Below are 12,294 nucleotides of genomic sequence, written 5' to 3' on the forward strand. Positions count from 1 at the left end.
AGGTGAGTCAGTATGACCAAAATCGCAGTCATCGGAGCAGGGAGCTGGGGAACAGCCCTCTCGCTCGTCTTAGCTGATAATGATCAAGAAGTCATTCTTTACGGTCGTGAACAAATGAATGTCGACCGCATCAATGAGCATCATGAAAATACGCAGTTCTTGCCAGGTGTTGCGTTACCAAAAGCATTAAAGGCAACGACGGATCTTAAAGAAGCGGTCGAAGGGGCGACGCATATCTTGATCGTCACACCATCCTCTGCGATTCGAGCGGTTTCTCGTCAACTAAATGAGTTGCTGACGGAACCTGTCGTTTTGATCCATGCATCGAAAGGAATCGAGCCAAAGACACATCTTCGGTTGTCAGAATTAATCGAAGCAGAGGTCGATCCAGCGAAGCGTAAAGCGATTTGTGTCTTGACGGGTCCATCCCATGCTGAAGAGGTCGCATTACGTAAACCGACGACGGTAACGATTGCTTCAGAAGATTTAGAAGAAGCAGGTCGTGTTCAAGAGCTGTTCACGAATGAAAACTTCCGTGTCTATCTGAATGCGGATATCATTGGCGCAGAACTCGGTGGTGCTTTGAAGAACATCATCGCGCTTGCCGCCGGGATGACGGATGGTCTTGGTTATGGTGACAACGCGAAAGCTGCTTTGATAACGCGTGGAATGGTCGAAATGGCGCGTCTCGGTACGATGCTTGGAGCTAAACCGATGACGTTTACTGGATTGACGGGAATGGGTGACTTGATCGTTACTTGTACATCGGTCCATAGTCGCAATTGGCGTGCGGGGAATGCCATCGGTCGCGGTGAAAAGTTAGAAACGGTGCTAGAAAACATGGGAATGGTCGTCGAAGGTGTTCGTGCGACACAAGCCGCCTATGATTTAGCGGAGACGAAGCAGTGCGAACTGCCAATCACTTCTGCGTTATACCACGTTCTTTTCGATGGTCATACGCCGGAAGAAGAAGTCAAAAAGTTGATGCAACGACCACAAAAAAATGAAATCGAGCATCTCTTCACAACGAAAGATTAACGGAGTGGGGTGGAAACCTTGAGTCCAGGATTAATAAAAATGTGGATCTCGTTCGCTGGCATCGGACTCTTTGCGATCAGTGTCTTGCTGGTCACGGTCAGTCGGACGAAATTGAAAGGGATATGGCAGATTCTCGTATCGACTTTGGCATTCGTCTGTTTCATCGTCGCATCGATCATCATGGTGTTCATCGTCATGGCGGGACCAAGCGCATGAAGAAGTGGTTCGTGATCCTCATGCTCATTCCGGTGACGTTGTTATCAGGTTGTCTATTTCCAGACAGTCAGAAACCGTCGAACCGCGTACCGTATCCGCAACAGTTACGTACCGTACAGGATGCTGTCGATGCGTATCAAAAAGACACGGGTGTTTTGCCCATTAAGACGATGGAAGCGGACACTCCGCTCATGGAGCGTTATCAAATCGAGTTAGGGCGGCTCATTCCGCGTTATATGAGTGACCCACCATCAAACAGTTTTGAAGGTGGCGGAACATTCATCTATCTGTTAGTTGATGTCGACACGAAACCAACTGTTAAGTTGATGGATTTACTTGTTGCAGAAGAGTTACAGAAGCTCCAAGTTCGAATTGATGCGTATCGGAAGAAGAACGAAAAGTATCCGTTTAAAGGATCGTTCGGAAAAAACCAGTTTACGCTTGACTATAAAAAACTATTCATCAAAAAAGAACCGACTGTCCCAAGTCCGTATTCAGATGAAAAGTTGTCAATCTATGTCGATGGTCAAGGACGCCTCTTCATCAACTATTTACCAGAGTTGAAGAAAGCTGTTCAAACTGCGAAGAAAAAGCCGAAAGTCGGTCAAGATATTCGGTATTTGCTCTATGAAGATCAACCTTTTGTTCCTGCCTATTCTCAAAGCTACACGATAAACGAAAAAGGCGAACCTGTGTTTTCAGAGAAATCGAGCGAAGAATCTGAAAATTGAACGTTATTTACACGAAAATGTTGTAATAGCAACGTTTATGGGGTATGATTACCCTCGAAGAAGTGATTGGGAGGGGGTGAAAGTAATGAACAAAACTGAACTCATTCAAGCAGTCGTCGAAAAATCAGGTCTTACAAAAAAAGACGTGACGAAAGTTGTTGAATCAACATTCGAATCGATCACTGAGACACTTCAGTCTGGAGAAAAAGTCCAATTGATTGGATTTGGTAACTTCGAAGTCCGTGAGCGTGCAGCCCGTAAAGGTCGCAACCCACGTACGAAAGAAGATATCGAGATTCCAGCAAGTAAAGTACCTGCCTTCAAACCAGGTAAAGCATTGAAAGATGCTGTGAAGTAATCCGGCTACATAGTCGCCCGAGATTTTCTCGGGCGGCTTTTTTGTGGACATTCAGAAGCGTGAAAGCCCGCCGATTATGGTATATTAAAAAAGAAGAACGTCCATCAACGAGATGGCACTGGAGATCGGGGGGTAAAAGCATGGAACAACATGAGCTGCGCGTGGATGAAATCATCACTGCACTCACCACTAAACAAACGACACGATTGGCTCGACATGTGGATTTCCCTTCCATCGATCGTGAACAGATCAGTTGGTTGATTGATGTCGCTCAACATGACACGCTGGATACGGAAGCACTCGTCAAAGCGATTCATTTCGCACAAGTAGCGCTACGTCTGCATGAGCGTGTCAATGAAACCCTACGCGGTTCGAAGGAGCGACAGTTGCTTGTATTAGCAGGAGATTTATTCTCGAGCTACTTTTTCGAACAGCTAGCTGGGTTACCAAAAGAGATTCTCGTTTCACTCGGACGGACGATTCAACGGGTCAACGAGGCAAAGTGTGCCCTTCACGAAATGAATTATGCATCGACGGAAGAACGAGTTCTCTTATGGTTAACAGCAGAGTTCGGATTAATGCAAGGACTCGCAGCAATCACGAAACGAGAATGGCTGACACGACAGGGGCGGCAGATCATTCAACAACAGGCAGAACAATTGGATCTGGTCGCACAGAAATTACTGTTATCGCATCTCGAGCAGATGGCGGTAGCATGAGATCTTGGAAAGGGTGAGCGGTGTGCAGGCAAAAGATAAAGAAAAAAAAGTATATGAAGTGTTTCAATCGATATCAACGAACTATGATCAAATGAATTCAGTCATCAGCTTCCGACTGCATAAACTATGGAGACGCGAGACGATGCGCCGGATGCAAGTCTTCCCGGGTGCTAAATGTCTCGATCTTTGTTGTGGAACAGCGGACTGGACGATTCAACTAGCGAAAGCAGCCGGTCCGACAGGTGTCATCAAAGGACTTGATTTTTCAGAGAACATGCTAAGAGTCGGCGTGGAGAAGGTAGAAGCGCTCGATATGAAAAACATCGAATTGATTCACGGAAATGCGATGGATCTACCGTTCGGTGATAACTCGTTCGATTATGTGACGATCGGGTTTGGTCTACGAAACGTACCGGATTATCTACAGGTCATCAAAGAGATGCATCGTGTCTTAAAACCAGGTGGAACGGTCGTCTGTCTCGAGACGAGTCAACCGACGGCACCGATTTTCCGCGAGGCATATTCATTGTATTTCGGAAAAATCATGCCACAAGTCGGGCGATTGCTTGCGAAATCATACGATCAATACAACTGGCTACAAGAATCGACGGAAGTGTTCCTCGACCGCGTCGAACTGAAACAACTCTTCGAACAGGCAGGCTTCATGCAAGTGGAAGTCAAGGCATTCGCGGGTGGGGCTGCTGCGATGCACCTTGGGAAGAAGTGGTGAGATGTCACTGCATTCCATATACCGTGATGTCACGAAGGAAGTTAATTTAGTCGATCGTTTTCTGATCAGTCATATCGCTTCTGAGGAACCAACGATCGATGCGGCAGGAAAGCAACTGTTGAAGGCTGGTGGAAAACGGATTCGACCGGCATTCGTATTGTTAGCGTCTAAATTCGGTGAAGCAGATCGGGATGAGCTGATTCGTGTGGCGGCCAGTCTTGAGCTCGTCCATATGGCATCACTCGTTCATGACGATGTCATTGATGACGCGGAACTACGACGAGGGAAACCGACTGTCATGCAATACTTTGATGAAGAAGTCGCACTGTATTCCGGGAACTATCTATTTGGAGAGGCGATTCGATTGATTGGTGAAGTCGGAAAGCCGGAACTTGTCCAAGTGATGGTCCATACGATGCGTGAAATTTGCGAAGGTGAGATTGAACAAATCTATGACCAATATGATTGGGAACAGTCGATTAAACGCTACATCAAACGGATCGAACGAAAAACAGCCATTCTCATCGAAGCGAGTTGTCACCTAGGTGCCATTGTTGCGAACTGTTCTGCAGCCGATACGAAAGCGTTACGGTTGTTTGGACGAGATATCGGACTTGCGTTTCAAATTGCTGACGATTTGCTTGATTTCACAGCGAATCGCACAGAACTTGGTAAGCCCGTAGCAGAGGATTTGCGTCATGGACACAAAACATTACCTGTCTTTTATGGTGCAGAAGATGCTGTCTTTTATGAACGTCTTTCAAAAATCGAGAGTATGCCAACACATGAAGAAGTCGCACCTTTATTGTCGTTTCTTCAAACTTCAGGAGCTCTTGAACGAACGCAACAAACAGTCGATCATTACATCCATCGTGCCATCAAACGTCTCGAACCATTACCTAAATCCTCTGCGAAGCGATCGCTTGAAGAAGTCGCGCGCTACGTTGGAAAACGAAAAGGTTGAAGATTGTCAAAAATTTCTTGCTGTTCTTCTTAAAAGCCAGTAAACTGACTATGTAAGCGCTTTTCTAAAAGCATTTCATAGGGGGAACTAGAGATGGAACAGACATTTTTGATGGTCAAACCGGATGGCGTAGAACGTGGATTGATTGGGGAAATCATTGGACGGATTGAACGCAAAGGATTCATCATTCGTGAAATGAAAATGATGAACGTCACAGAAGAGTTAGCAAAAGCACATTACGAAGAGCATGCGGAGAAACCGTTCTTTGGAGAGTTGGTCACTTTCCTCACATCAGGTCCTGTCGTTGCACTTCGTGTCGAGGGTGCAGACGTCGTTGCCGTCTCGCGTTTGATGATCGGGAAAACAAAACCACTTGAAGCAGCACCTGGAACGATCCGTGGTGATTTCGCGAACACGATGAGTGAGAACGTCATCCATGGTTCAGATAGTGTCGAGAGTGCGGAGCGTGAGCTTGCCCTCTGGTTTCAAGGACAGCCAGTCAACGCGTAATTCATGAATAGAAAGACAACGGGGAAGGGATTCGATTTGATCGAATCCCTTTTGTCGTGTTCTTGTAAAACGGAATGACCCAATTGTCGAATTGCTTTTTGGAATGCCTATAGCTTTATGCTACTATAGAAAATAAGTTGAACCGGTCATGGAGATGACCATTCGATATCGAGAGTGAGCGAGGTGTGCCAATTGGAAGATTATGAACTTTTTATTCAACGATTCAAGACCAAATCAGGGATTGATCTCGGTCAGTATAAAGAAGCACAGATGAAACGGCGATTGACGGCGTTACGTGACAAAAAAGGATATAGTACATTTGCTTCTTATATGCAGGCAATGGATAAGGACACATCGTTATACGACGAGTTTTTAGATCGAATGACGATCAATGTCAGTGAATTTTTCCGTAATCCGATTCGTTGGCAACAATTGGAACAAGATATCTTACCGATCCTAGAGTCGCGAGCACATGGACGAATCCGGACGTGGAGCGCAGCTTGTTCGACCGGAGAAGAACCATACTCCCTTGCGATGATTTTAAGTGAACGGCTCGATCCATCCGCCTTTACGATTCAAGCAACAGATTTGGATGAACTCGTCCTAGAAAAAGCCAAGCTTGGTCGATACGGAGCTTCTGCATTGAATGAAGTCGTCGAAGCGCGTAAAAAGAAATACTTCATTGAGCAAGAGCAAACGTTCGAAGTCGTTCCGGAAATCAAACGACTCGTTCGTTTCAGTAAACATAATCTGTTAGGAGACCGGTACGATACGGGGTTTGATTTAATCATCTGCCGCAACGTGCTGATTTATTTTACAGAAGAAGCGAAAGCGCACGTCTATCGTTCGTTCGTCGAGGCCTTAAAGCCAGGCGGAATCTTATTCGTTGGTGGAACGGAACAAATTTTCCAACCCGAACGGTTTGGGTTAAAGATGAAACAGAGCTTCTTTTACGAAAAAATCGGTTGATCAGGAAGGGATGAAGCGAATGCGTTACATGACAGCAGGAGAATCACATGGAAAAGGGTTGACCGTCATCATCGATGGGATGCCAGCAGGACTCACGATTGATTTCGAAGCCATCCAGCGTGAAATGACACGTCGCCAAGGCGGATACGGACGCGGACGACGCATGCAAATCGAACAGGATCAAATCGATGCGCGTGGCGGGATCCGTCATGGATACACGACAGGATCACCGATCAGTTTGTTCATCGAGAATAAGGATCATACGCACTGGACACAAGTCATGCAAGCGGAACCGCTCGAAGAACAGTTGGAGCGCCCGCGGACGTTGACGCGTCCACGCCCCGGACATGCGGATCTCGTTGGTGGATTGAAGTACGGTCATCGCGATTTACGCGATGTACTAGAACGTTCTTCCGCTCGTGAGACGGCAGCACGTGTTGCCGTCGGCGCCTTCGCTAAACAATTACTGAATGAACTCGGGATTGAAGTGTTCTCGCACGTACGGTCGATTGGTGGCATCGATGCACCGTGGAAAGATCCCGTCGAACATCAGGAAACGATTGACGCTTCACCCGTTCGCTGTGCTGACGAACAAGCAGGGCAACGGATGATGGAGGAAATTGATGCGGCCAAAAAAGAAGGGGATACACTCGGCGGTGAAATCGAAGTCGTCGTGACGGGCATGATGCCAGGAGTCGGATCCTTCACTCAAAACGATTTAAAGCTCGACAGTCGAATTGCGCAAGCTGTCATCAGCGTCAATGCGATGAAATCAGTCGGTTTTGGTGACGGATATGAACTCGGTCGTCGCAAGGGGAGTACCGTCCAAGATGAAATCGTTCATGATGTATCCGGCTATCATCGGCGGACGAACCATCTAGGCGGAATCGAAGGTGGAATGTCGACAGGCATGCCGATTCGCGTCCAAATTGCGATGAAGCCGATTCCGACGCTCTATCGTCCACTACAATCAGTCGATATCGAGACGAAGGAAGCATTCACGGCACAAATCGAACGAAGTGATGCCTGTGCCGTTCCGGCCGCATCGGTTGTTCTAGAAGCCGTCGTCGCGTTTGAGATTGCGGTCGCTATCCTTGAAATGTTCGGGACATCGACACTCGATCGCCTTCAGGCTGCCGTCGCTGCTTACAAAGAGGAGGTCCGGACGTTTTGATCGAATTTGATATCCGGTTGAACACGTCATATCCAGTACTTATCGGAAATGGGGCATTAGCCCGGTTATCGCATCTTTCCGCGCTGAACGAGGCGGACCGCATTTGGGTCATCACGGATGAAACAGTACATCACTTGCAGATGGATCGATTGCAGGCTGCATTAGCGGATGTATCGCCGTCGATCGATGTTCATATCAGCACTGTTGCGCCAGGGGAGAACAGTAAGTCGCTTGCCGTCTATGGCGCTCTACTCGAAGAAGGGGTTCGGTACGGGATGACACGTCATAGCTTGATCCTTGCGTTCGGTGGTGGAATGATTGGTGATTTAGCGGGATTCGTCGCGGCAACCTTTTTGCGCGGCATCCCGTTCCTTCAAATTCCGACGACACTGTTAGCGCATGATTCAAGTGTTGGTGGAAAGGTTGGTCTCAACCTCTCCCTCGGTAAAAACTTAGTCGGTGCATTTTATCAGCCAAGTGGTGTCGTATATGATTTAACGCTCCTTCAGACATTACCAGACCGGGAATGGCGAAGTGGCTTCTTTGAGTTAGTCAAGCATGGGTTCCTTGCGCGACCATCATTTGCGGATTCGTTACTCGATATTTCGCTGGATGCTGTCAAAGGACTCGACTTAGAAGACTGGCTCGCACGGGGGATCAATGTGAAACGGGATATCGTCGAACAAGATGAGACGGAGCAAGGGATGCGTGCGTTCTTGAATTATGGACATACATTCGGTCATGCCGTTGAATATGCGAGTCCTGGTCTTGCGCATGGCGAGGCAGTAGGGATCGGACTTGTCTTCGTCAAGTTCTTGGAAGGAAATGACGGACAGGCGAAGCAGCTCGGGCAATTGCTCCACCGTCTTGGAACGGAATTACCGAATCGACAATCGTTTAAGACCTATCTTGAACTGATGCGTCGCGACAAGAAGAACCACCAAGCAATGATTCGATTCGTCCTTGAAAAAGAAGGGCGCTTCATTTTAGAAGCGATTAGCGAAGAACGATTGCGCCAAGCATTCAATCAAACAGTGAGGTGTCTAGAATGGGCTTAAGAGGAACAGTACAAGTACCAGGCGATAAATCAATGACGCACCGCGCTTTCCTGTTCGGCGGAATCGCCGAGGGAACGACACGTGTCAGAAACGCACTTGAAGGGGCCGATTGTCTTGCTTCACTAGAAGCGATGCAGGCGCTTGGTGCACAAATCGATCGAACACCAGAGGAAATTCGGATTACCGGAACGGATACGTTCCAAGAAGCGACAATTGATTGCGGAAACTCGGGAACAACGATTCGTCTCTTGAGCGGTATCCTAGCAGGCGGTCAAGCGACGTACGCGCTCGATGGCGACGCTTCCTTACGTAGACGTCCGATGAAACGGATCACGGAACCGCTTGCGTTGTTCGGAGCGAACATCACAGGTGAGACGGCGCCGCTTCACATTACAGGAACGCCGCTTGTCGGAACGACGTATACGTTACCAGTCGCAAGTGCACAAGTGAAAAGTGCCGTGTTGCTCGCAGGTCTGCATGCGACGGGTGAGACGACGGTCATCGAGCCGATCCTGTCACGCGACCATACGGAACGGATGTTGCCGCAGTTCGGCGTTGACATAGCAATCGTTGAACATGAGGATGGTCGGCACATTCGTGTTCAAGGTCCTGTACGCTTACAAGCAACGTCACTCGACATTCCAGGGGATCCATCGTCAGCAGCGTTTTGGTGGACGGCGGCAGCGATCGGGCAGGATAGTCGCATCACGACGACCCACGTCTTGATGAATCCGACACGGATTGGTTTTTTACAGACGTTACGCCAGATGGGTGCAAGTGTCGAAATCAATCATCGCTCAGAAGACGGTGGAGAGGAGACGGCAGATGTGACCGTCGAGACGACATCGTTACAAGCAATCACGGTCGAAGGTGATCAGATTCCATCCTTGATTGATGAGATTCCGTTACTCGCTTTGCTTGCGACGCAAGCGGAAGGACGAACAATCATTCGCGATGCACAAGAGCTTCGTGTCAAGGAAACGGATCGGATCGAGACCGTCGTGACGGCATTACAGCGTCTTGGAGCGAATATCGAGGCAACGGATGACGGCATGATCATCGAAGGACCGACACCTCTGCAAGCAGCGGAAGTCGACAGTGCAGGTGATCACCGGCTTGCGATGATGTTGACGATTGCGGCGACGATCAATCCAGAAATTATGGTTCATGGACGCGAAGTAGTTGAAGTCAGCTACCCAACGTTCTATGATGATTTAAAGAAACTTCAATCCGACCAATCTGAGTAAGCAAGAGGCGGATGACAGAAAGTGGGGCGTTTGCCTTGAATGAACAACTATTGAATGGCATCATCGAAGAATTGGAACACGGTCACACCTCAGAAGCGTTAGCAGCATTAGAAAAACTCGAAAAGACAGGAACGGATGAGGACCGCCTCGCCGTTGCCGATCTCTATATCGAACTCGGATTGTCTGACCGGGCGGTCGATCTCTTGGCGCCACTTTACGTCGAATATGCGGGTAATGCGGGAGTCGCCTTGTTACTAGCAGAGTGTTATATCGATTTGGATCGCGAAGAAGAAGCAATCTCCGTCCTCGAGCAGGTCGACACAACAGACTCGGAATATGGTCCACGTTCTCTCGTATTACTCGCTGACCTCTATCAGTCGCAAGGTCTTGACGAAGTAGCGTTAGCGAAACTGAAGGAAGCGCGTAACCTTGCACCGGACGAACCGTTACTGGCATACGGTTTGGCTGAGCTCTACATGACGCTCGGTGCGTTTGATCAGGCGGTACCGTTATTCGCCGAAATCACGGAGCGACCAGAGTTACGTGCTGAATTGCCGCTCGATGCCCTTTACGCGGAATCACTCGCGATGACAGGACAATTTGAAGATGCGATTCCACTGTACGAACGTGCTGTCGCAGAACGCTCCGACTTGCATACACTGTTTGGTCTTGCGATGACGGCTCACCGTGTCGGTCAACACCAAAAAGCGGTCGAGACATTCCAGCAATTGATTGCACAGGATCCGGACTATACGTCGGCGTACGTACCATACGCGGAAAGCCAAGCCGAACTTGGTTTGACAAAAGAAGCGCTGAACGTCATCAAACAGGGAATGGAGCGCGACGATTACAATGATGAGTTGCGGACGATGGAAGCCTTGTTCCTTCTAAAACTCGGCGATCGCGCTGGAAGCGTCCAAGCGTTGCGTGAAGCACTTGCCTTGAATCCGGAATCAATCGTCGCAGCGGAACGTTTGCTTTCGTTACTTGCTGAAGACGAGGACCACGAAGCGATGATCGAGACGATCTCTGCCATCGAAGAACACGTCACTGCTCCGATTCTGACATGGTACCGGGCACGCGCTTTGTATGCCTTAGAGGAATACACGCAAGCGATGGAGAATTATGCGATAGTCGAAGGTGCATTCACCGAAGATGCGCTCTTCTTGAAAGAGTATGGATTCGCACTCGTCGAGGAAGGACGGCGTGAAGAGGGACAACGTCTTCTCCGTCGCGCTGCTATGTTGACACCAGAAGATAACGAACTTGTCGACTATGTTGAACGAATGGATGGATGACTTCACGGGAGAAGGGAGTAGGATTGAGATGATAGAGAGAAAGCAGCGATTCTTACGCCGCATCTTGACCTATTACACGTTAAAGCGACGGGAAGCGAAATGGATCATCGATTATTGGTTGCGCAATGAGGCAAAACTTGAGCAGGTACACTTCGTTCAAAATGCGACCTTCGCTCCGAAGGCAATCATCATGACGACATACGGATTCGATGCGGAACCATTTCTCTTCAAAAAAGGGAATGTCACGACGCTAGATCCAGAAAAAGCGTATCATGATATTCGCCTGACATCGGAAGATATCTATATCGAGTTGAACTTCCAAGGTATGATGATGGATGACGAGTATTTGTCTTTACTCGAGGAAAATCCGTTTCGCCCAGAAGTTGCTGTTGAACCGCGCTTAGCGGATGAAGCGACACATTTCATCGCGGTCACGGTCAATCGGCAGGAAGAAGAACGTTTAGTCCGCTTGATTGATGAAGCGCTGGATGCACGCGATCAACATCGATTCCACTCTCTTTCCGAACAGTTACGGCTCGTTCGAAGTCAACTTCCTTAACAGAAGGACTCTATTGCCCAGTGCAGGCGGTAGGGTCCTTTCGTATGTGAAGATTTGTGCAAAATATGAAGAAAAATAGAGTGGAATTTCATAAAACGTTCACATTAAGAGAGTAGGAGGAAATGCGGATATGATACATTAAATGTGACGAATTGTAAGTACGAAGAAAGGGGGAAATGACTTGCGTTTCAAACCATCCGACGTACAGCGGACACGAAGCGAGCAAGCGTACATCGATACGCTGATCGTGCCTTTGCTTCCGGTCGGTTTCGATGAGGCGATGCATGCTTACGCGGAATGCGCAGACATGACATTGACGGTGGCGTCCGAAGTCGAACGCCAGCTATCCGGACGGGCGTTGCTCGTTCCTGCTCTGACCTATATCGATGCACCGTCGATCGAACAGTTGGAAGGATGGCGTCAAGCGGCTGCTTCCGGGCAATTCCGTTTCATCACCTTCATCACTGCTGATTTAAGGTGGAAGGAGACTGCCGCCGAAGAGATTATCTACGTGCCACGTCTAGCTCTTGAGACGATGAGTCGTGACCAACAAGGTCAGATGGTCGGGAATTTCGTAGGACAAGTTCTCGAACAGTTAGGAAACCGTTGGACCGCGCTATGAAGCGGTTGACGCAATGATTTTATTAAGATACTATTACCATGTGAGAAATTTGTGTGAAGTACTGTCGTCTTGGGGCACAGCGTACATCACAAGGGGGGATC

The 12,294-nt window shown here is 48.4% G+C and carries 15 protein-coding genes; all 15 read left to right on the top strand.

Annotated elements, in window-relative coordinates; genetic code table 11:
- The first annotated feature begins 12 nt into the window (after nt 1-12).
- The 15 genes from NOM72_RS04940 (at nt 13) to NOM72_RS05010 (ending at nt 12,193) form a co-directional block, all read left to right on the top strand.
- The gene (locus tag NOM72_RS04940) at nt 13-1,038 is read left to right on the top strand and encodes an NAD(P)H-dependent glycerol-3-phosphate dehydrogenase (RefSeq protein WP_023468645.1); all 1,026 of its coding nucleotides are present in this window, start codon (nt 13-15) and stop codon (nt 1,036-1,038) included.
- Nucleotides 1,039-1,077: 39 nt separating this feature from the next.
- On the top strand, nt 1,078-1,254 hold the full coding sequence (locus NOM72_RS04945) for a DUF2768 domain-containing protein (protein WP_023468644.1): 177 nt from the start codon (nt 1,078-1,080) through the stop codon (nt 1,252-1,254).
- The gene (locus NOM72_RS04950; protein ID WP_035396816.1) at nt 1,251-1,985 is read left to right on the top strand and encodes a hypothetical protein; all 735 of its coding nucleotides are present in this window, start codon (nt 1,251-1,253) and stop codon (nt 1,983-1,985) included. Before NOM72_RS04945 ends, NOM72_RS04950 begins: the two co-directional genes overlap by 4 nt.
- 85 nt (nt 1,986-2,070) lie before the next feature.
- Nucleotides 2,071-2,343 carry an HU family DNA-binding protein gene (locus NOM72_RS04955; RefSeq protein ID WP_012370671.1) on the top strand — a complete coding sequence of 91 codons (273 nt, stop codon included), beginning with the start codon at nt 2,071-2,073 and terminating at the stop codon, nt 2,341-2,343.
- Nucleotides 2,344-2,483: 140 nt separating this feature from the next.
- Nucleotides 2,484-3,062 (top strand): heptaprenyl diphosphate synthase component 1, encoded by a 579-nt coding sequence (locus NOM72_RS04960; protein ID WP_023468642.1) that lies wholly within the window; start codon nt 2,484-2,486, stop codon nt 3,060-3,062.
- Nucleotides 3,063-3,084: 22 nt separating this feature from the next.
- Nucleotides 3,085-3,792, top strand: coding sequence for a demethylmenaquinone methyltransferase (locus NOM72_RS04965; RefSeq protein ID WP_023468641.1), 708 nt, complete (start codon nt 3,085-3,087; stop codon nt 3,790-3,792).
- 1 nt (nt 3,793) lies between these two features.
- Nucleotides 3,794-4,756 (top strand): polyprenyl synthetase family protein, encoded by a 963-nt coding sequence (locus NOM72_RS04970; protein ID WP_023468640.1) that lies wholly within the window; start codon nt 3,794-3,796, stop codon nt 4,754-4,756.
- Nucleotides 4,757-4,849: 93 nt separating this feature from the next.
- A complete protein-coding gene (gene ndk / locus NOM72_RS04975; protein WP_023468639.1) occupies nt 4,850-5,266 on the top strand; it encodes a nucleoside-diphosphate kinase in 417 nt (138 codons plus the stop codon).
- Between the two features lie 192 nt (nt 5,267-5,458).
- Nucleotides 5,459-6,235, top strand: a complete 777-nt coding sequence (locus NOM72_RS04980) for a CheR family methyltransferase (protein ID WP_023468638.1) — start codon at nt 5,459-5,461, stop codon at nt 6,233-6,235.
- Between the two features lie 19 nt (nt 6,236-6,254).
- A complete protein-coding gene (aroC, locus tag NOM72_RS04985) occupies nt 6,255-7,409 on the top strand; it encodes a chorismate synthase (RefSeq protein ID WP_255997976.1) in 1,155 nt (384 codons plus the stop codon).
- On the top strand, nt 7,406-8,467 hold the full coding sequence (gene aroB, locus NOM72_RS04990; RefSeq protein ID WP_023468636.1) for a 3-dehydroquinate synthase: 1,062 nt from the start codon (nt 7,406-7,408) through the stop codon (nt 8,465-8,467). The genes aroC and aroB overlap by 4 nt, the downstream gene beginning before the upstream one ends.
- Nucleotides 8,458-9,714, top strand: coding sequence for a 3-phosphoshikimate 1-carboxyvinyltransferase (gene aroA, locus NOM72_RS04995; RefSeq protein ID WP_058264830.1), 1,257 nt, complete (start codon nt 8,458-8,460; stop codon nt 9,712-9,714). The genes aroB and aroA overlap by 10 nt, the downstream gene beginning before the upstream one ends.
- Nucleotides 9,715-9,749: 35 nt before the next feature.
- Nucleotides 9,750-11,012, top strand: coding sequence for a tetratricopeptide repeat protein (locus NOM72_RS05000; RefSeq protein WP_255997978.1), 1,263 nt, complete (start codon nt 9,750-9,752; stop codon nt 11,010-11,012).
- A gap of 28 nt (nt 11,013-11,040) precedes the next feature.
- Complete coding sequence (locus NOM72_RS05005) at nt 11,041-11,571, top strand: ReoY family proteolytic degradation factor (RefSeq protein WP_023468633.1); 531 nt, start codon at nt 11,041-11,043, stop codon at nt 11,569-11,571.
- A 181-nt stretch (nt 11,572-11,752) separates the two neighbouring features.
- On the top strand, nt 11,753-12,193 hold the full coding sequence (locus NOM72_RS05010; protein ID WP_023468632.1) for a DUF2487 family protein: 441 nt from the start codon (nt 11,753-11,755) through the stop codon (nt 12,191-12,193).
- Nucleotides 12,194-12,294: the final 101 nt, after the last annotated feature.

Source organism: Exiguobacterium sp. LL15 (genome assembly GCF_024436095.1).
In the GTDB taxonomy this organism is placed as follows: Bacteria; Bacillota; Bacilli; order Exiguobacteriales; family Exiguobacteriaceae; genus Exiguobacterium_A; species Exiguobacterium_A indicum.

Coding starts and splice junctions, on each gene's coding strand:
- NOM72_RS04940 (WP_023468645.1), top strand. CDS start 13: ATGACCAAAATCGCAGTCATCGGAGCAGGGAGCTGGGGAACAGCCCTC.
- NOM72_RS04945 (WP_023468644.1), top strand. CDS start 1,078: ATGTGGATCTCGTTCGCTGGCATCGGACTCTTTGCGATCAGTGTCTTG.
- NOM72_RS04950 (WP_035396816.1), top strand. CDS start 1,251: ATGAAGAAGTGGTTCGTGATCCTCATGCTCATTCCGGTGACGTTGTTA.
- NOM72_RS04955 (WP_012370671.1), top strand. CDS start 2,071: ATGAACAAAACTGAACTCATTCAAGCAGTCGTCGAAAAATCAGGTCTT.
- NOM72_RS04960 (WP_023468642.1), top strand. CDS start 2,484: ATGGAACAACATGAGCTGCGCGTGGATGAAATCATCACTGCACTCACC.
- NOM72_RS04970 (WP_023468640.1), top strand. CDS start 3,794: ATGTCACTGCATTCCATATACCGTGATGTCACGAAGGAAGTTAATTTA.
- ndk (WP_023468639.1), top strand. CDS start 4,850: ATGGAACAGACATTTTTGATGGTCAAACCGGATGGCGTAGAACGTGGA.
- aroC (WP_255997976.1), top strand. CDS start 6,255: ATGCGTTACATGACAGCAGGAGAATCACATGGAAAAGGGTTGACCGTC.
- aroA (WP_058264830.1), top strand. CDS start 8,458: ATGGGCTTAAGAGGAACAGTACAAGTACCAGGCGATAAATCAATGACG.
- NOM72_RS05005 (WP_023468633.1), top strand. CDS start 11,041: ATGATAGAGAGAAAGCAGCGATTCTTACGCCGCATCTTGACCTATTAC.